This is a genomic window from Microcoleus sp. K1-B1, from assembly GCF_036704705.1.
GTDB lineage: Bacteria > Cyanobacteriota > Cyanobacteriia > Cyanobacteriales > Microcoleaceae > Microcoleus.
This window is the reverse complement of record NZ_JAUBSH010000006.1, coordinates 36,079-55,743: the sequence shown is the minus strand read 5'-3', so window position 1 is coordinate 55,743 and position 19,665 is coordinate 36,079. Positions and strand designations below refer to the sequence as shown.

Annotated in this window: 13 protein-coding genes; 1 reads left to right on the top strand and 12 read right to left on the bottom strand. The window is 45.5% G+C overall.

The annotated features are described in order from the left end of the window. Positions 1-78: 78 nt before the first annotated feature. The 7 genes from QUA83_RS03525 to QUA83_RS03495 form a co-directional block, all read right to left on the bottom strand. Positions 79-1,086 carry a hypothetical protein gene (locus QUA83_RS03525; RefSeq protein WP_333291550.1) on the bottom strand — a complete coding sequence of 336 codons (1,008 nt, stop codon included), beginning with the start codon at positions 1,084-1,086 and terminating at the stop codon, positions 79-81. Positions 1,087-1,091: 5 nt separating this feature from the next. Next, complete coding sequence (locus tag QUA83_RS03520; protein ID WP_333291548.1) at positions 1,092-4,343, bottom strand: hypothetical protein; 3,252 nt, start codon at positions 4,341-4,343, stop codon at positions 1,092-1,094. 21 nt (positions 4,344-4,364) lie between these two features. Continuing rightward, positions 4,365-5,075, bottom strand: a complete 711-nt coding sequence (locus QUA83_RS03515) for a hypothetical protein (protein ID WP_333291546.1) — start codon at positions 5,073-5,075, stop codon at positions 4,365-4,367. A gap of 21 nt (positions 5,076-5,096) precedes the next feature. Continuing rightward, positions 5,097-7,424: a hypothetical protein gene (locus tag QUA83_RS03510; protein ID WP_333291545.1), complete on the bottom strand. Its 2,328-nt coding sequence runs from the start codon at positions 7,422-7,424 to the stop codon at positions 5,097-5,099. 110 nt (positions 7,425-7,534) lie between these two features. Beyond that, entirely contained in the window at positions 7,535-7,957 is a 423-nt protein-coding gene (locus QUA83_RS03505; RefSeq protein WP_333291543.1) for a plasmid mobilization protein, read from the bottom strand. Positions 7,958-8,444: 487 nt separating this feature from the next. Then, positions 8,445-8,702, bottom strand: coding sequence for a hypothetical protein (locus tag QUA83_RS03500; protein ID WP_333291541.1), 258 nt, complete (start codon positions 8,700-8,702; stop codon positions 8,445-8,447). Positions 8,703-9,391: 689 nt separating this feature from the next. Beyond that, positions 9,392-13,270, bottom strand: coding sequence for a hypothetical protein (locus QUA83_RS03495; protein ID WP_333291539.1), 3,879 nt, complete (start codon positions 13,268-13,270; stop codon positions 9,392-9,394). Positions 13,271-13,415: 145 nt separating this feature from the next. On the opposite strand from QUA83_RS03495, the gene QUA83_RS03490 reads away from it, so the two are divergent. Beyond that, entirely contained in the window at positions 13,416-13,646 is a 231-nt protein-coding gene (locus tag QUA83_RS03490) for a hypothetical protein (RefSeq protein ID WP_333132173.1), read from the top strand. A gap of 318 nt (positions 13,647-13,964) precedes the next feature. Here the strand turns inward: QUA83_RS03490 and QUA83_RS03485 are convergent, their stop codons facing one another. The 5 genes from QUA83_RS03485 to QUA83_RS03465 are packed head-to-tail and all read right to left on the bottom strand — an operon-like array spanning position 13,965 to position 19,509. Further along, complete coding sequence (locus QUA83_RS03485; RefSeq protein ID WP_333291537.1) at positions 13,965-15,476, bottom strand: DUF2357 domain-containing protein; 1,512 nt, start codon at positions 15,474-15,476, stop codon at positions 13,965-13,967. Between the two features lie 37 nt (positions 15,477-15,513). After that, a complete protein-coding gene (locus QUA83_RS03480; protein WP_333291536.1) occupies positions 15,514-17,214 on the bottom strand; it encodes an AAA family ATPase in 1,701 nt (566 codons plus the stop codon). Between the two features lie 10 nt (positions 17,215-17,224). Beyond that, positions 17,225-18,055 carry a ThiF family adenylyltransferase gene (locus QUA83_RS03475; RefSeq protein ID WP_333291533.1) on the bottom strand — a complete coding sequence of 277 codons (831 nt, stop codon included), beginning with the start codon at positions 18,053-18,055 and terminating at the stop codon, positions 17,225-17,227. A 22-nt stretch (positions 18,056-18,077) separates the two neighbouring features. After that, positions 18,078-18,809, bottom strand: a complete 732-nt coding sequence (locus QUA83_RS03470; RefSeq protein ID WP_333132176.1) for a hypothetical protein — start codon at positions 18,807-18,809, stop codon at positions 18,078-18,080. After that, positions 18,793-19,509, bottom strand: coding sequence for a hypothetical protein (locus tag QUA83_RS03465; protein WP_333291530.1), 717 nt, complete (start codon positions 19,507-19,509; stop codon positions 18,793-18,795). The genes QUA83_RS03470 and QUA83_RS03465 overlap by 17 nt, the downstream gene beginning before the upstream one ends. Between the last annotated feature and the right edge of the window lie 156 nt (positions 19,510-19,665).

Sequence of the window (19,665 nt, the reverse complement as noted above, 5' to 3'; positions counted from 1 at the left end):
AATTTGTATTCGACAAAACTGTCAGTCTGTACCTAAACTAGGTCAAGAATCGCGGATTCAATTTAACGGATCGGAGCATTAATTGGGAGCGACAAACCTGTTAGTTGAAATCGGGGTTGTGCTGCTGTCATTCGGTTTTCCCAAATAGCCACCGCCGGGGAGCATCAGCATTCCCGCCTGATAGCTGGCTTGGTTTCCAGACGCAGTGCTGCCTCGGCGCTCTCCCGTATTGAGCGCGGATATTTCCTTAGCAGCTTGCGATAGCAGCACGTTATTAATGGCTCGATCTGTGCGAGCTTGCTGAGCTTCCTGTAAATTTCGCATCTGGACTTGTGCGCTCAATGCGGTCTGTTGGGATAGGTTTTGGAGAATTTGTTGAGTAACGTCGAGACTCTGGGATTCTTCGCCCAATTGGATGTTTTGTTCGGTATCTTGGCGAGTGGCTTCTAACACTTGGAAGCTGTTGGTTTGAGCTTCTTTGCTGAGGGTTGCTCCGTCAGCTATGCCGATAGCGGCGCTGCGCTGAGCTTGAGCGTCTAAGTCAGACATGATGTTATATGAACCTTTGCCGTCTAATTTGCTCGATTTAGTTTCGAGTAAATCTGATAGTTTTGTTCCTTCTGTCTGGGATGTTGGAGCTTTAATAATTTGGCTGCTGACTTGGCTCAAATCAGGAATTTGGATAGCTCCGAGAGAAGAGGAAAGGAGTTCGTTTAAGGAGCCAAATAGCTCGTTTTGCACGAACCCTTGGATGTCGCCGATAAAATCGTTGACTTGTTTGAAAACATCTTGAATGGGTGCTAAGAAACTTCCCGCAGTTGGGGTTGGAGGTTTCACGGTCATTTCTTGTGTACTTGGCAGGAAAATGTTTTGGGCTGGAGATTTCACAGTCGCTTCTTGTGTACCGGGTACGAAAACGCTTGGGGCTGGAGTTTTCACAGCTACTCCTTGTGTATTGGGTACGAAAGGAGGAGTTGTTTGAGCTAAACTTGGCCTGACTTGAACGATTAATTCCCAACTGGCTAACAGGGAAACTGCTGCTAGTTTTGTAGCAGGTTGCTGCATTAATTGAAGTTGATATTTCATGGCAGTTATTTGGGGATTTTTGCAAAAACTTGAGAATTGTTGCTGTGAACGTCGGATGCTACTTTTGGCTGAGCATAGGCAGCTATGGTGGCAATTTCTAAATTTTGACCAATGTGGTCGAAGCCTTTTCCTTCTTTCACCGCTGCAATGTATTCTTGGGTGAAATGCTTTAGCCCTTGAAGCTGCCCTTTGAGGGTAGGAGGATATTGAGCCATGATGCGATCTCGGGCCTCTTTTTCATTTTGATTGTTAGCAATTGATGCCAACATCATCTCTCCGGGGTAGAATCGCGATCGCCAAAATCTTCCTCCTTTCTCAATCAGCCAGCACGAGTAGAGGTCAGCAGCTCTGGGCAGAAAAGATTCTGTGGCATTGGAACTGATAATTTGCGGGTCGTACCCTAAATATTTGTGAGCGGCTGCTACCCCAGAATTGGTGATTCTGCCGGTAATTCGGTAGACCATATTTTGTATAATTTGCGCTCCTGCCGAACATTCGCAGATAGCATCAAAATCTTGGCTCAATAGCAAGACGGCTATGCCATCTTTTCTACCAGTGGCGCAGAGTTCGCCGACAACTGATGCAAAACCATCTTTTTTGAGTAGGACGCTCAATTCATCTCCAATAAATAAGCTTTTGGGGTGAGAAAGAGCGTTGCGGATGCAAGCAGCATGGGCGTTAATTGCCATTAAATAGGCATCTTGTTCGTTAGAAAGTCCCGATAGGGCGAAGAATTTAACAGCCGGTTCAGGGGAAAATGTGCTGGGCTGACCGATGGCTTTTCCTAAGCGGGATGTTAGCAAAGCATTTCCTTGGCTGAGGATTTGATTGATGGCTAGTCTGTCTAACTCCTCAAAGGACTTAAGATTGAGCCTTTCTTTGCTGCAAAACCTTAGCAAGTCTTGGAGAGTTGGTATTTGCTGCCATTCGGGCGATCGCCAACCTTTTTCAAATGCCTTGTTGTAGCGAGCGATGATTTCGGGATCTCTGAGGTACATATCGAGCATTCGCAGGATAATTGAATCTACTCGCTGGGCTAGGTGGGGGTTGTGAATTTTGCCCATGGCGATCGCCACCACAGCTTTGCGGATAAATTCTTTCCAAGATTCCATTCTTCGTTCTCTTTCAGCTTTGTCGAACTTGCGGAGGTCTGGCGGTTCTACTAAATTGCTAGACCCTTGGCTGATGTCGTAATAAGCACCTTGGTCGCCCAAAAGTTCGATTGCGGTTTTGAAGGTACTGTTACCGCCGCTGCTGATGTCCATCCCGACAACAGGGATGTTATTAGCTAAGGCTTCAAGAGTAAAACGCCAACCCAAAACGCTTTTGCCTGAACCTGATTCGCCAGTAATTAAAGCGCGGCTAATTTGGTTGTAGAACAAATCGATAAAAATTGGCTTTCCGCCTCGATGGGTGATAAATTCAACTCCTTTTTTATCCAAGTCGCGGGGAACTGTTAGCGGTAGAATTCCAGCGGCAGTTTCAGTGTCGAGGGTGAGGCGGCGTTCGCTCAAAAATGAACCGCTATGCAGCAACCATTTCCAAGTAATGGGCAGGCATTGCAGCCAAATATCCCAGGCAACGTTCCGCTCGCGGATGACTTTCGCAGTTCCAAAACTATTAGAGAGTACATTGCAGGCTTGACTCAATTCTTCCGCTGTGTTTCTGTACACTAAAAAGGCAACGGCTGCATTTAGGGGTACGGCTCCTTGGTAAAGTCGGCGCTGGGCATCGAAAGATTCCTCCTGTTTAATTTCAGCGCCAATATCGCGCCCTTGCCCTTTAGTTATCGCTCTGCTACTAGCGGCTTTTGCTCCTTTAGCTTGTCGGGCTAAGTTATCATTAATTACAAGGGAATTTCCGGCGCTAATTTCTATCCAAGCTTCTGTATCGCGGACGTAGCTTGAGGACATTACCTCCCAAATCCATTTCAATTGCTGGCGGGTATTAATCCAGCCTGCGGGCGCGTCATACATTGTCAGAACAGCGCATTCTTTTCCCTTTCCCGTGAGATAGACGCGGTTGTTGGTCTTGCGGTGTTCGGGGCAGGAGGATACCCCATTCGTTCCTTCAATTAAAACTGTACAAATGTGTTTGTCAGTTGTCTTAATTTCGCTGATTTGATAGCCAGAATGGGTTTCTTCAAGTTTAACAATTTGAGGGATTTGCGGTGGTTTACTGCTGTTAAATCGCAGCCACAGCCACTCCCAAAGTTCTGAGGAATTCATAGGACTAATTTCTAGCCCCATTTTGGTGTTCAGGAGAATTTCCCAGCGGAGGAATCCTTGTTCAAAAGAGTTGAGGAGCAGCTTGGTGTAAAATTGCTCTCTGTAAATTCTGGTGTTCCCTGCAATGGTTTCCACAATGGAATCGCACAATTTTTTGACTCCATCAATGGCTTTGCCAATGAAATCCCTGGAGATGGTTTCGCCTTCGTTATCGGCAGTCCAAGTACAGAAAGCAATTTGCTCCCATACTTGTCTAGTGCCTTGATTAGTTTGTTGTTGGAGGCGGCGCTGTTCATTTCGGAGCAGTACAGATACGGGTTGGAGTTCAGCGGTGTCAGCTAGTTGCTCTAATTCTTTTTGCCGATCAGCATCGCTACTGTAACAACCGGTGCAGAAAGTGATTTTTTCACTGGGTGGGATGTCTTTCATTCCTTCTTCAAGAGAAGCTGCAAATGCCGATACTTCGTTCCTAAACAGTAGGTTGTGAAGCCCTCGGAGACGGAATCCAAATACCAGTTGGTAGCTAGTCCCGTTATTGAGAAGCATCCCAGACACTTGTCTGCCATCTTTTTCAATTTCCACTAAACAGCAGAGGTTAATTTCATTTTGGAAAGGCATAAATTTGCTCCTTCCACCATATTGATTGGGTACAATTTTGGGCTTCAATTTGATGCGGATTTGCGAATCGTAAGGTTTGCCTTGGATGCTAGGAGGGCGCAGGGAAGAGATGGGAGAAATATAGAAGCTGTCGCCGCTGCACCACTCATCTCCGGGGGGCTTGCGGAATTTGTCAGTAAAGAGGTGGGGTTGATTTCCTGTGAGGAGCCACCAGCTTACAATCAGCCAAAGCGAGACAGTGAAGAACCAACCCAATCCCAGGCTAAATAGACCCATTGTTAAGGTGTAGGCAATGGCGGTTAAGAAGCACCAAGGTAGAATTTGATTGGCAGGGATGAACCCGATACTTGCTTGTTTGCCCAGGATTTTATTGACTCTGATAAAGTCTTTTTCGGGATCTCGTAAAGCCATTAGTGACTCCTTTTTTTAGTTCTAAAAGGTCAAAGTTGTAATTACTCCCAGCGGTGGCAGGTTGGGGGCAAAACGAGCTGTTGTACCGCTACCGTCGCCGATGAATAAGAACGTTACTACGTCTATGGCAATCACAATGCCGAAGGCGAGGGCAATTTGGGTGACAATTGGCCGCCAATCGTTGCCTTGCTGCGCTTGGTTGTAAGCGAATAAAGCTGCGGCGGCTACTAGCAAGAGAAATATGCCTCGAATGGCATTGAAAATTAAAGCGATTGTTGATTCGTCAATGGCTGTTCCTCCTCCGGCTGCTCCAGCTTCGGTTGCTAGATTGGTCATAAATGCTTGGAGACCGCTTAGAAAAACGGCTTGGGCTGGGGTCTGAAAGTTATTCAGGAACATTGTTACTGTGATGACAGCAACGGCTAAGTGCCAGAAGCGAATTTTGCTGCCCAGCAGTTTTTCGAGGATGGGAATGCTGCGGGTAATTTGCCATAGTCCGAAGAACACCAGAGATGCACAGCTAAATACGCTGACAAATAAGGGCTGGACAAGAGTTAGATAAATGGCTGCAATTAGGCAAATTGCAATGAAGGCTAAATCGGCGTTATTGAGTTTGAATTTACGCATGAATTTGCTAAAATGGCTGCGGCGTTTGTGGATAATGCTTTGGTTAGCAACGCTGGTGCGATCGCCATGAGAGTGGTAGTTGTTGTGTAAGTAATCGTTTTGCATTGGATTTGTCCTCAAAGTGGTTTAAGCTTGCAATTCGTTGCTGTCTTCTTGCGATCGTTCTTTGCGTTCTGGCGAGGTATAGTTGTAGTCTTTAGATGCTTGAGAATCTCTAAATTGAGTTTTTTGTGGCTCTGGGGAGCCGACTACAGCCTCCATTTCTTCAACAGCAATGTGGCACTGCCGAACGTCTGGTGGCTTTCCTTTGACCAGAACGGCATCGAACACTTGTGCATCACCTTGGCGGGGGTCAGTTCCTATCAGTTGTTTTGACCCGTCCGGCAGATCCAGGATTTCAAATTCGTATTTGACTGCCCCTGGAGTGCCGTCTTCGCGACGCGATTCTTTCCAAGGAAACACTGGATCTTTTTCCCCGCTAAAGCGTTTGGGGAAGGTGTCCTGAAACTTTTCAACTAAAGCCTGGGCAGTTGCTAGCTTGTTGTATTCTTCTTCCGACTGAGGCAATTTGAAAATGGCTTCTCTTTCTTCGGGAGTTAGTTTGTCCCGATTCGGTTCAAATTTCCAGCGAGATCCATTCTTGGTTCCCGAAAAAATTTCGGTATTATCGCTGTCTTTGACGACAACTTTGACTTCGTGGTTTTCAGCAGTTACATTCAAGCTGCCGCCACCATTAAAAGCAATATCCGATTGGGGAGACTGCCCCGTAGCGAAAGCATAATTGACTAAGCAATCTGCTACAGTTTCTCGTTGCTGCTGTACTTTTGTTTGAGCTACCATTTTACTAAGAAGATCCTTTGGTTCGCTTTCCTCCTTGTCGATACTGTTAGGTGAAGTAACGGTGGGCTGAACTTTTTGACGAGTTTCTGGCACTTGTGAATTAGGATTAAATTCTGATTCAACAGGCATCTGAACGGTCATTTTATGTTCCAGTTTGTCAACGATACTTTCAAGGCGATCCAACCTTTTTGAGAGGTTGCCTAAATAGTCTTGAATTTGGTCTAACTGTTCGCTGATGCTGGTATCTTTATCGAGCTTTAGAGGCGTAGATTTCTGGGAGTTTGGGTTGAGCTTGCTCTCTAGATCGCCAATTCTTTCGCCAATTTGAGCTGCCTTGGTTTCGGGATTGCTGATTTTAATTCCCTCGGTGGCCTTGGCTTCAATGTCGCGATCGCTTCTCTGAGGCTGGCTCGTTTCCAATTCCTCTGGTTCAGTTGCAGCAGGCGGTTCTAATACCTGCTTAGCCCGTTCAGCAAGTTTTTCAGTGCGTGTATCTATCGCCTCTATGCCGGAAATGACATCAGCGTGTTTAGCACGAGTCGCAACTCGGTCGGCGCGATCGTTTAATGAGTCAATTTGTTCGAGAATTTTTTCGAGTTTTTCTGCCTGTTCCTTTTCCCTCGCTCGTTCAATGTAATCAATGAGATCCCCAATACTCTTGGCTCCAAGTAGACCCATTAAAGAGGCAGTTTGGACGGTTAAGCCACTTACGGTTAAGCCGTTAATTTCGCTTCCCATAGAAGCGACATTTGCACCTTGGCGTTCGGTTTCTTTTAGAACAGTTTCAAGGGTGTCGAGTAAGGGATATTTTGCTTCTGGCTGTTCAGCCACTTTTTGCTTGATTTGTCCGTTACCATTCTGATTGAAAACGCTGCGATTTTTAGCTATATTGCCCAATACACCATTGGGGAGAGGAGCATCTTCATCATCAGAAAATAGTTCTTCAATATTATCTTCTTCCTCCTTTTTTTGCGTTCTGCTGGTAGCATTTTTAGGAGCTACTGACTTTCCTAGCTGCCGTTTGGACTGCGATGACTTGCGAGTTTGCGTATTGTGGCTGGGAAGGTCTGTATCTTCTTCTAGATCGCTTAAATCATCCTCCAATTCCTCATCTAGTTCTTCATCAAATTCTTCGGAAATGCCGTCCTCCTCTAATTCATCACTGGTATCCAACCCGATTAAGTCCATAATTTGGGATGGAGTATAGTAATTGTTATTGTCTTTCGTTTCAACGTCAGCCTGTTTCAAATTTTTAACTAAATAGACACCGCTGGTTCTTTGGCTGGGGTCTTTAGTTAAATAGAAAACAAAGCCAGACACCTCGCCTCCTTTTCCTTCAGTAACTAAATCCATGCTGACACTAGCTTTATGATTGCCAGATTCATTGACTCTGTCGGGTCGTTTGTTGAAGGATTCAACGAAGTTTTTGAAATCTTCCCAGTCTTCAATGCCACCTTCTTCTTGGATTGTTTCTATGGCAGCATCGAGGGTTTCCTGAATGTGTTCCAGTTTTTTGACGTGTTTGGGCTCTGTAGCCGTTAGGACAGACCAAGTACGCTTTGGGGCAGAAAATTGTCTTTTGGAGTTGGTCTTAGTTGAGAGTTTTGCCGCCATTTTTTCTCACCTCATGAGAGGAAAATCGAGGTTATCATTAGGTTTGAGCTTAAATTTTCAGCAGCGCTTGAGATTGTCAAACAGGATTATTAGCTAATTGAGCGATTGCTTTATTGGTAATCCACAAGTGGGGGTGTTTGTTCGCAGGTTTCGCTCAAAAGTTCTCTCCTGACTTTCCCTCTTAGTTCTTGGTGATATTCGCCTAGCATTCTGCTGAATTTTTGCAGAAGTTCTAGACTTTGTTTGGGTAACTTTCCTGCTTTGACTGCTGTCTCTACACCTCTGGTCATTTGGCAAATGTGCGTGCTCATTATTCGCAGTTGGGCACAAGTTCCTTCATTGATAGCGGGAACTGTGTGGTTAAGGCTAAAAGCGCGTTTACGCAAGTAGTCAGACAGGCTTTTTTCACCTGATTCTGCGGCACGCTTCACTAAATCTGCCTTTTCAAAGGTGGTTAGGCGCACTCGGACTACTTCAGTCTTTCCGTTGGGTTTGGAAAGTTGGTTTTTGGGGAGAGTTGCAGTTGTAAGCACATCAATTTTCTATGGCTAACTAATGGTTTATCAAGGCTAAGTTGAACAGCAAGGGATTAGGTCAGAGCAGTTGTTGGCATTAAGTTAATTTAATGCTGAGCAACCGATGTTCGCTACAATTTCCTGAACCTTGATGGCAAGGTTTGCGCGGTGATTGATCCATTGCTTTTATTGATTCAATTTTCAGCAATTCTGTTGGAGATGAGGCTGTTTCTTTCGGTTTATGTTTTGTTCGGTCACAGGTTGCATTAGTGAGAAGTGACCGGAGCAGTTTTTATCATCCATATGGCTGATTCGAGGGTGGATACTGCTGCCTGGATTGCTTGTAGCCAATGAAATTGTCAAAGTCGGACATTGTTGTATGGAAGCCTGCAAATTACATCATTGTTGAGCATGGTTTGCAGCCCATCTTGCTTATTTGTTGAGGACGGCTCTTAGTTTGCGATCGCCGCCGCTCAACAAAGTCTTAATATTTCGTACTGGTAGTTTAAGCAAGTCTGAGTTGATATTCCCAGAAGAATCGCTCTGTATTGTTCGGGGCGCGACACAGGTATTTCCAAATGTCCAAGTGTGTGTCCATAGCCAAACCTATGACGATATAAGATTCGTCGTTGGTTTTCACCGTATCCCCAAATTTGAAATCCGGTTGCGCCCAATAGTCAGGCAGGGCGATCGTATTTGGTTTAGGGGCGGTAGCATTGGTTGGATGCGCCATTTCAGTGGGCGTGTAGTGTTTTTGTGGCATTCGGTCAATTTTAAGAGTAAGTGAGCGCCCCAATACTGGCGGTAGCCAGAGGAGAGGTATCCGTCAGCCACTTGTGCTGAAGCGAAGATATGTCGTTGTCCTTTCACAAATTCTGATAAGTGGGCGGTTTGGGCGATTTACTCCTTTTTACCCTTCTTGTACGTACATTTGACATGGCTTGCTATGCGAGTAGGACACTAACTAGGAGGATTTAAGAGGTGTCGGAGTACAAAAAATCTGTTAAAAAGCAGCGACAGTTAATTCAAGTTAATTAAATTTTGTGAATTTTGGAGGAAATATTAGGAAATATTAGGGACAAGTAGGAGATATTAGGAAAAAAGAGGAAATAAGAGGAAATATAAGGGTTAAAATATAAAGCTTTTTGTAGGCCTCAGTAACAATTGTAGTGTTGTTTCTTCTCACAAGAAGTTGCATCCCTGTGTGAAGGATGCAACTCGCGCTTATTGCTGGCAGGCATTACTTCTTAGAAGAACCTGACCTTTGTCGTAATATCAGTGGGGTTAGTACCTGAACCAGCGAGGCAACAGAGCGGATACCGATTTTTGGCATGACTTTTAAGAATTGTTTAGACTACTTCGCGGTAATTCAGTCCTTCGATACAACAATCTCCTCTGGTTCGGGGTTAAAGTTGTGCGATCGCCCCCAGTTCCCCAACCACCCCTTATCGACTAAACCATTTCCAACTCCCTCGGTTTCGATTCAGACGCAGGCGCGAGAGTAGGCCGGGACTGGGACAAAGCTTTCTCTCGCTCCACAATCATCTCTTGAAAACGAGCCGCTGCTTGCTCTGTCAGAGGAATTTGAACCTCCCCGGTGTTAACGTTGGCTTTAAACACGGTGCGCTTGGACTCGTTTCTGACAAAGCAATCCCCGTTCGGCTGCACGTAAGCCGTCCACTGGTTGTCGCCAAATTTGAAGTGCTGGGTACTATCGGAAGGAAGGTGCGATCGCCGTTGCTTGTAGGTTTCCGACACGACGCTAAAGAGTGTGTCTTGCAGAGAAAGCCGCCAGTTGTCAGCTTTAGCGTTGGTGGTGTCGCGTTTTCCGTTATTAACTGCCGTTTCTGGTTTTGAAGCAGATTCTTGTTGGAATTTTGGCGGTTGATACGTGCTACTGTTTTGAGCGATTCCGTTTGGGCGGATCGCTGAGCGAATCGCGTTTCCCGCAGGCTTCGCCAAATCAGAAGTCTGAGATACTTCAGATGAATCGATCGCGGGCAATTGAATTTCAGGCAACCGAATTGATTCGCGATCGACTTTCAGCATCACCGACCTGCCGCCTTTGTCGGGGGAAAGCGTCGCCTCAAAAGTAGTTCCAGGGGGAAACTTAGGACTTTCGGGGGAAAATGTACCCAAGTTTTTATCGTCAAGCTGGATAATGGGAGTGCCTTGAAATCGGTAATACTTCTCGTGAGTGGGAGGTAAATCGATCGTTCCCACTTGCACAGTGACTTTCCGATCCTTCCATTTTGACTTGGAGAAATCTTCCTCTGAGTAATCGTTATCGGGATGTTTGACATTGACTACTTCTATCTGATTTACCCGATAGTTTGACAAAGCATCAGAGATTTCATCCATGAATAATTTGTAAACAAGTGCGCCTCTACCTGCTTTATCTTGAGACTCAATCCACCGACAATCGACGGGAGGTACGATGAGGAGTCTGGTTTCATTACCGGAGTAGTTTGTTACCTTCAAAGAGTCGGTGTCGATATGGTCGTTGGAATTATCTCCATATTTGCCATCTAGTTTCGCCACCATGCTCTGGGGTAAGTTTTTGAAGGCGAATTCAACTAACGGCAATTCGGGATGAGCAGTGGCTTCGTATGCAATCCCTTTGCTATCGAGTGCGTCTTTCCATTGGTTAGGAAGGTCAATGGTTCTGCCGTCTTTAGTTTTCACTTTCTGGAAAGGAACTTGTAGGACGTAGACATCTCGCGGTAAGGCTTCGTGGAGCAATTCGTAGTCTTCTTGTAGGGAAAAGGTAATTTCCAAATCCTCTGCTACCTTCTGGCAAATTGTCCGGTGTTTGCTCAGGTTATCGGAAGTGTGGGTAGCTTGGAATAAGGCATGAGCAGCCCTGGTTTTTCTTTCAGGAGTATCCCAAATTTCGTCAATCTCCGCTCGATAACTGTCATAAAGTTTGCCCATTTCCTCTTTTCGAGTTTTGATATCGCTGCCAGTGCGATCGTAGATAATGCTTTTGTCCTCTTGAAAGCGCTGCACCAGGTCTTTCGCCCATTGCAATTCGTTTTCTTCCCAATGCAGGTCATTTTCTTTGCTGTGTCGGTACTCGATTCCTCTCTCTACTAAGGCATTTTTGTACTCATAGGAAACGTGCAATTCCTTCCCTTCTTTTTCATACTCAATGCCTGCTGCATCCAGTTGCTGGCGATTGTCTTTCGACACGATTAAATGAGCCGGAATTGGGGGAAGAATGTGCTGAAATTCATCTCGGTTGCGGTGGATGAGCCGCGTCTGTTCCCAATAAGGGTTAACGGCTTCTTTGGCTAGGACGTAAACAGCATTGGGAAAGTCGGCGGGCATGGGAAATTGTTTGTACAGTCGCTCGTCTCCTTTGTACTGGAAAAAGTAAGTGCAGCTTTTGTGTTTCTCGCACCATTCATCTACTTTTTCTAGTAAAGTGTCGGGATTTAGATTTGTTTTCTCTTTCACTTCTTTGGCATCTTTACCGCGCAGCGAGTTTTTCTGGTAGTCAACTTCGTACTGTTCCATGATGCTGAGAGCAGCGATAAATCGCTTTTGCTGCTTGAGAAATAGCTTTTCATCTTCGCCGGGGTTGGGGAGTGCTGCTGCTACTTTGCCAATGGCTAAGGCGACGATTCCGACTTCATTTTGAGAGCTGGCAACTCCAATTTGTTCTAGGGTGGTAAATTTGCGTTGACCTGCTTTAACTTTACCTTCTCTGACTTCGGGGTCGTCTTCTCGATACCGAGCTTTAGTATAGGGAACTTTCTCCGCTTGTACCACTTCTCCGAAGTCAAATAATTCGTCTTGTGCTGGTAAGATTTGTTGGGCAATTTGAGGGATTTTTCGAGATTCGATGCCAAACGGTTCGTCACCGTCAAAGTCTCCTTGATGGAACTTTTCTAAGTCTTTGGGATTGAACCAAATTACCCCTTTGATTTTCGACATGACACCGCGGGTTTCCTCTGGAATATTTTCCAGGTTTTTTGCGTGTACATTTTGATATATCCTCAGACCATCTTTGTTGAGAATTGGGAATCGACCTTGAACGCATTCTCCTTCTTCTAAATGGTTAGCGCAAACCGTGCCTTTGGGTAAATCTTCGCAGGGTAGAGCCATTGCAGAAGTCATTGATAAAGCTCCCCTGGTTGCCAGATTTCGCCATTTGGATGCCAGCCACCTTTCTGCCATATTGGTGAATTCGGGACTGCCTATCATCAGTCCGAATTTATCGGCTTTGAGCATCTGGATGTCCTGTCTTTCCCGCTTTTTATCCTCGGTACTTTCCTCGCTGTCACCGTTAATTTCGTCGTCAATTGTAGTTGATAGCTTTTCCTGCTGTTCTTTGAGTTTTTTTTCATTCAAACGCGCTAAAAATGCTTCGCGCTTGTCATAATCTTCAATCATCGCTTGGCGCAATTTCATGGGATCGCGTTGCAGTGCTGCCAGTCTTTGGGCTTCGGCTTTAGTTGTTGGTACTAAGTCTTGCCTTTGGGCTTCTTCGTCGAACCAAACTCCAGTAGACTGCCAGCTTGTTTGGGTGATGCCGATTTGACTGTTTTTGCGGTTTCCAAGGATGGCTTTTGGTAATTCGTAATCGCCACAGGGAATGAGTTCTTTGAGTTGTTTTTTATTGATGCCTTTGATGCTGGAACGGTCTAAAATAAGTTGAGGTTTGTTCCCTTCTGAGTCGGCGTCGGATTCGAGTAAATTGTCATCGGGACGGAGGGTTCCTTTAGCCAAAAAGCTGACTTGGGGTGAGGATTCTGTATTTTCTGAATTCCAACTGCGTAGCCAAGCGAAACGGAATTGGCTGGCTCGATTTTTCTCGCCGCCGATGCTTTTGAGTAATTCGGAACTGATGGCACCGTGACAGTCTCCGGTTCGATATTTAGCATATTGCGGGTCGGTGAAATCAACAATTTTTACTCGTAGATGGTCGCATTCTGATACGCCGGACATACAAGTGCTGACTAGAAGGGAACCGTAGCGACAGGCGGTGTCTTTTTCGGTTACGAATAAGTCTCCTATCTTTTTGGCTAGGGTTTCGTCACCAAAATAATAGCTGTTTCCAGATTGAAATATCATGCGTCGCTTGATGCCGTCTTCTGGGTCATGGATGCTGGCGCGTAATTGGCTAGGATCTGGATTGGATTTGTCAAGTTTGACAATCATTAATGTCTTCAGTTCCTCTGGTTCAAATATTGCTTGCAAAATCGAGTGCCGCAGGATTTCTGGGTTGTTGAAGAATTTTCCTACATTTCGACCTTTGGCATCAGTGTAAGCGGCATCAAAAACGGGAATCTTGAGTCCTTGTTCGGTAACAACTGTGGCGACCATGAGTTGATTTCTCCCTAGAAACGAGGTGTTAGAATAAGAATTGTTGAAACAGTTGGTAAGGCAGGTAAGAAAAGTCTATCTAAGCCTTAGCAGATTGAAACTTGGTCAAGTGTTGACCGTTGGAAGTGTTTTTGAGGTGATTGAAATGGAACTAAAGGTTGATACAATTGTTAATCCGGCTCTGTTTGAAGATGAAGATACTGAGCTGGTGGAATTGGCGATCGCTCCTGAAGATGAGGATAAATACCCATTCGTGCGTCCCAGCAGTGCTCCTGCGGATTTGATGGACAGACCGGGGAGGGTTATTGAAGAATGGGAGAATATGGACTTCGACGAGCGAATTCAGGCTGACCCTACATATATCGATAGGGTCTAGGCGTAGGGGGACACATAGCAGAGGCATGGGGTGTTTGGTTCGATGGGGCGGCGGTAGCCGCCCTGATATGATCTTTGAGCTTGGCTAGGCTAAATGGAAAATTTTCCATTGAATAAGCAGTTGCGGTGGGACAGTTTGCGACCAAACGTTCTTTGGAGAGTTTTCATGCAGGTTTGATTGTTTAGGTTCCTGCTCATCGTGAATTTTTACAACAAATTCGCTTGTAGGCATAGGAAATATGAAACATTTCGATTAGATATTGGCTTAATAGGATAGGAGTTTTTACTTTCCTAATTGCAACCAACACTATTTCCTTAATTAGAAATTCATCGCCGATTCAAAGACTTGGCGGAGATAATTGTGCAGTAGCCCAACTGACAGAGGGTTTGTGGGTAGTGCTTCTAACCCGTCATCATATTGCACATAATTTCCAGGGTACAAGATAGCTGCATATTGAACTACTCGCACCCCACCAACTCCACGAATGGCATCTCGATAGCTGTGCATCTTGTCAATGTCCTGTTTGAGAGGAACTTTACAACCTTCTCGCCACTCCACCTTGTACTTTGGATCGAATAGATAGATGCTAGGAACCTGACTAGATGGATGCTTTACTTCGACGACAATATCTGGGCGCTGCTTAAAGCTAATGCTGTAGGTAGCTGCACTTCGGTCGGTTTCAAAGGTACGCTCTGGGGTAAGCGTCACCGATACTCCGGTCTGTGGATGCACCAGTTCTACTGCTATTTCTCCGTTTGGTAGCACCACCACCAACTCGTTTTCAATCGGACATGTCAACCGATGGTGCTTTAACCGATATCCTTGCTCTGCTGCAACTTTCAGCAATACTTGGATTACTTGAAGTGTTCCCCATAATTGATACAGGTATGGCAGATTCTGCAACGGCACATCCAGCGCCGATTGCTCCAATCGGACTTCGATCTGTCTGCAAAACTCCAAAAAGCCCTCTAGAACTGCCCGGTAAGCAGGACGCTTGAGGAACACCATTGTCAACTGGTTGGTCAAAGACTGCGGTAAGCTGACTTCCGAGAGAAACTGTGCTTGTCTCTTAGCCTTTTTTAGGCTATTTACCAAATTCTGTAGCTCTGGGATACAGTCGCTGTAATCATCGCGGCATGTCAGCAACTTTTCTAGTCGCAGCAATCGCCGCTCAACTTGATGCACGTACAACTTCACCAGACGGTTTTCATACACATCCAACGTATGCTCTACCCGACAGTCCAAGACACGCACTGGTTTGCCAAATTTGTCTACATTGTGACCCCGCATTGCCTGCGGTAATCCACTGATGGAAAGCCGTCGTGCCTGAGCCTGCGGAACCCATACCTCCTGCGATCGCAGAACTTGATGGGGGTCAAGTGCTAAATTTGGTAAAAGACTTTGCAATCCGGGTCGTTCCTCTGTACCCAAAATCGTTCGTCGTAGGCGGTTAAGTTCCTCTGCTACCGTCGTTTCCTGGGGCGTTCGGAACACTAAATTGCCAAATGCTCCAACCCGTTGTAGTGCCACTGCCACTGCTGCTGGTAATCCCATTGATAAATCGGTTAGCAGTTGAGTAAAGGCATCCAGTGTAATCTTCTCCGGTAGAATTGTGATGCTCTGCTCTTCTTCAACTGTACTTCCACACTCTAAGCGCAACTGATAATAGCCAGGGTCTGACCGTTCCCACTCTGCAACTATGCAATCCCGCTTTTGGATAATGCGCCGTTGCACATCTAGCTGACGACCTTGGCGAAACAACTTTACCTGTAACCACTGGTCAGGTGGCAACAGCACTTCGATCAGCGCTGGTTGCCACTCTTTCGGCATATCCAAACTCTTGCCCTTGATGCTGCAAAACCTTAACTTACTGGAAGTATGAAGTGAATCCATGTAATTGAAATTTATTCAGCATATCTTTGGCTTTGGTAACGCTCAGTTCCAACTTATTCTTCTCTGCAATCACTAAAAAATTTTCTAATGCTTTTTCCACACGGCTATCTACTCCTTTAAACTTAGGTAATACCTTCTGGAGCAACTGTTCATCTAACGCTTCGTTCCACGGCACGCTCAGTTTTTCAGCTTGTTTCACGTATGTCACTATTTCATCCATGACCCGGAATGCAAACGGCGCAACAAAGTGAACAGCATCCCAGACCTGCATCAGTACCTCAACACAGGCCTTATCACAAGCTTCTTTTACCAGATACTCCTCCAACTGCGGCCCATCAACAGTTAATTCAATTAATTGGGCACGGTCGTAAACTTTATCGGCAAAGCCATGAGTTGTCTCATCCACGTTGACCGTACCTATAAAATAAAGGTTTGGTGTCAATAACTCGCTCTCTAGTATTTCTTCGCCTGCGGTTTCTTGTCGCATTCGCACCTCCATTACAGACAGAAACTTTGCAAAGTAGTACTCTACCCTCGCTAAATTCATCTCATCCAAAACTAAGTGATAAGGCTTTACTAGTCGCTCTTCCTTTTTTGCCCGTCGATATTCCGTCGCTGCTTCTCTCAAAAAGCGGTTAAAATCCGTATCATGGTACTTCAGAGTGATCGGGTTGAAATATCCTAACAAGTCTTCATTAGTTGTCCAGTTGGGAGCTACGGGGACTAATTGGTACTCTGCATTTATCGCTTCTGCATACGCCTGAGTCAACCAGGTTTTTCCTGTCCCGCTAACCCCGGACAAGATTACGAACTTTCGAGTCTGTAGTGCCAGGTGATAACGTCGTAGCAAACGATCATCTATTCGCAATCCCTGTTTAGCAACTCGCTGTTGAATGTCCTTCAAAGGTGGAGTAGTTAAATCTCGTCCCGACGGTTTTTGCTTCACTAACGCCAGCACCTGCGCGGCTGGCTTATCCTCATGCTCTGTCCACCCTGGCAACTCTTTACATAACAGATCTTCTAGTTTCTGCAAGTCAAATACCGCTTCTGCAAGCGTTTGGTGATAAGGACTCTGTTCTATCGGCGATCCATTCTGGTCTGAACCTCTGTAGATATCCAGCGCCTCTTCATACGCTGTTTTTGCAGATCGAGTCCAAGGGAACGTCATCAAGTGTTTAGTCGGCACTCGATAATTAGATCCTTTTAGTAACTCTGGTATTCTGTGATGTTTTGGTGCTGTTTTGCTAGTTATCTTCGGGGTTCCAACGAATGGAACAATGAGTTTCCATTCAGGCGGATGTGAAAATGTGCATACTCGCCACCCCTTGAAGTCAAGAGTCAAAATCCACTTACTGAAACAAAAGTCGTTGACTAATGTCACAGGATCTACTAATGCCACTATCTCTTGATAGCGAAAATCTTCAAAGCTCTCGACCCCTATTACCTTCAATAGTTCCAGAAGATGATCTGGGTGAATAGAGAGGCCCAGTTTTATGCTCAAATGGAACTCTGAGTCTTCAGCATCATTAACACGTAAGAGGTTTAGAGTGTGTTTTAAGAATTCAAATGCTTTCTCTGCCTCTTTCCTATCTGAGAAAATTTCTGAAAACGGCTTTACCAACATAAATAAATCATAAATAGGAACTAGCTCTAGTATTCCCTCTGTCTTTTCCAAAGTCTTGATATCAAGCTTTAGATTTCAATGCCACAGTGACCGACTGCTGGGTAATATAGACCGATCGCGCCGTCCCACTCTCCAAATCAAAATAGGTCGCAAACCGCTTGAGATTGCCCGCAGCCATCCGGTACAAATAATCCGCCGCCTCAGCCGCCACTCGAACATTCACGCTCTCGCTCTGCACATTCAGCACTGCCATCTCAGCACAAGATAGATTATTTGTCAACTCTTCAGGTTTCGGTTTCAAAAGGTCAGGAGCCAGGAGCACCGGAGATGGCAGCCTAGCACATCCCAACCCCCCAAAATTATAGAAGTCCGGGTCAGTTTCCAAAGAACTGCCCAGCAAAATTTGTCCCGCTGCTGCATGATTTCCGCAATCCAGGTACCACACGCGGGGAATTTCAGAACGGCTGTAAAATTGGTTTAACTCCAGAGCCTGATTAATTGCCGCTCTCCCGGCTGCTGTATCCACGCACCCCACCAGGATGGTCAGTTTGTCGTAAGCGTAGCGGATTAGCTTGGGGTCAAATACCTGCACGAAAGCCGTCGTGTCAACTCCCCAAGCGATAGAGTATCTCAACGCTAGAGCCTGCGCCTTGGGCAGTCCGATTTCCTTATCGCAGAAAGCTTGTCTGCTGATGTTGGCTTCTTCAACTCGATCGGGATCTGCGATCGCAAATTGCACCTTTTTCCCCGACTTACCCAAACTCCGTGCCAGTCGCGCAATGTGATACGACAGCCAGGAACCAGTTCCTCCCGCCCCAATAAGCCAAAAATCTATCGAATCAGCTTGTCTGACAATCAGAGGCGAAGCTTCCAAATAATCATAATTAAACATGGGGTAAATCTCCAAATCTTGTTTACAATTCGATTGGGTCATCTAACAAAGATGGCGCAACAGAACTAGAGTAGAATTTAGAAATCAAATCGTCTTTTTTCCCGCCAACGGTGACATCTGCAATGAAACTCGGCAATTCAAATATCCAGTCAGCCGGAACGTGCCAGAATTGCCGATAAACTCCCACGCGGCAAATAATTTCAGCGCTCGATTCAGTCACTCTCCCTAAAACTACGAAAATGCGGAAGCCCCCTTCATCTGCATCATCTGCACCTGAGAAGAAAGCTGCCATCCGATTGTGCGAATGTACCTCTACAGTGGCGTTAATGTACGAAGAATCTAAACCGTATTCAATTGCTCTACATTTAGCAGAACTTTGCGTTTGCTCTGGAATTACGAGCCGCCATTGTCCTTGTTCCTGATGAATATGGAAAGTGATTTCTAACGGTGGTTCTGCAAGCGCGGCGATACAACTTTCTTTCCACATTTGGATGAGTATCTGCTGAGGGATTCGTCCGGGAGTTAATCGGACTAAAGGCTCAATCGGTTCTAACCCTCTGATTGACGCGGTAAAAATCTCCACCGGAATTATCACTTCTAACCCCAGTCTAACCGCTCTCACAAAGATGCCATTGCTGCCAATCAGATACTCGAACATACTGCTAGAGTGAAACGGCAGATTGTCTCCGAGTTTGACAATCTTATAATCGACAAATTCTAAGTTGTAGTGATTCTGTTTACGTGGTCCAATCATCAGTTATTGCTGAAACTAATTTGGCAATCGTTTGGTTCGTGCTGACTAAATCTTTAACTGGGTAAGATGAACGTTTAACTACTTTTTCGAGCTGCAAGCGCACGTCACTGGGTTGTGCCCTAGATTTGCCGTCACTCAAATGTCCGTTGAAGGGACTAGAGATGAACAATTCCCAAGCTTTTTTAATAGTATTGGGCGAAGCTACAGGCGGTTTATTATCTCCCCAGCAGATGCGTCCACAGGGTTGATAGGAATGCAAATAGACGTTGGGCAGCGGAACGTGAAAAGCATCTGCTTCCGGGTCAAATTTAGAGCCTTTAATTGCCCAAATCCAGTAATCAGATTTCAACCCCAAGAACACCAATGCTGGTAAACAAACCCAGTGCTTTGATTCCAACAAATTTATTTCGTGTTTCTGAGGTAGCACGAATTTGATTGTCCATTCCCCGGCGCTGCCAGTTCCCCAACGTACTATCCCCGATTCAGGGTTTATCCAACCCGAATCAATTGGTGTATTGGCAAAAGCTGCTCGCAGAGTTGCTGGAGACAGGCATTTGTACTTGGAACTGCCCCCCGATTGATAGTGAAAAATGTAAGTACCGCCCTCAATAAAGAGAAGTTCGGCTTGAATAGTGGACAATTTTCGGGGGGCTACCTCCAGTACCTCTCGAATTATTTCAGATGTAATGTCAGATTCCATAATGCTAAGAGGTGTGAGAAATTGGTGTTAGGCTCAGATTCAATCCAGTCAATCAATTCGCAGGCTTTATCTAGTAGATGACTAGCTTTTTTCCATTCACTTGCTAGGGCGTCGGTTCAGTATCAGGAGTTGACAAAACAAACTGGAAATGATATG

What these genes read in the sequence shown, in the direction of transcription:
- QUA83_RS03525 (WP_333291550.1), bottom strand. Translation starts at nt 1,086, where the DNA reads ATGAAATATCAACTTCAATTAATGCAGCAACCTGCTACAAAACTAGCA.
- QUA83_RS03520 (WP_333291548.1), bottom strand. Translation starts at nt 4,343, where the DNA reads ATGGCTTTACGAGATCCCGAAAAAGACTTTATCAGAGTCAATAAAATC.
- QUA83_RS03465 (WP_333291530.1), bottom strand. Translation starts at nt 19,509, where the DNA reads ATGGAATCTGACATTACATCTGAAATAATTCGAGAGGTACTGGAGGTA.
- QUA83_RS03475 (WP_333291533.1), bottom strand. Translation starts at nt 18,055, where the DNA reads ATGTTTAATTATGATTATTTGGAAGCTTCGCCTCTGATTGTCAGACAA.
- QUA83_RS03490 (WP_333132173.1), top strand. Translation starts at nt 13,416, where the DNA reads ATGGAACTAAAGGTTGATACAATTGTTAATCCGGCTCTGTTTGAAGAT.
- QUA83_RS03515 (WP_333291546.1), bottom strand. Translation starts at nt 5,075, where the DNA reads ATGCAAAACGATTACTTACACAACAACTACCACTCTCATGGCGATCGC.
- QUA83_RS03485 (WP_333291537.1), bottom strand. Translation starts at nt 15,476, where the DNA reads ATGCCGAAAGAGTGGCAACCAGCGCTGATCGAAGTGCTGTTGCCACCT.
- QUA83_RS03500 (WP_333291541.1), bottom strand. Translation starts at nt 8,702, where the DNA reads ATGCCACAAAAACACTACACGCCCACTGAAATGGCGCATCCAACCAAT.
- QUA83_RS03470 (WP_333132176.1), bottom strand. Translation starts at nt 18,809, where the DNA reads ATGATTGGACCACGTAAACAGAATCACTACAACTTAGAATTTGTCGAT.
- QUA83_RS03510 (WP_333291545.1), bottom strand. Translation starts at nt 7,424, where the DNA reads ATGGCGGCAAAACTCTCAACTAAGACCAACTCCAAAAGACAATTTTCT.
- QUA83_RS03495 (WP_333291539.1), bottom strand. Translation starts at nt 13,270, where the DNA reads ATGGTCGCCACAGTTGTTACCGAACAAGGACTCAAGATTCCCGTTTTT.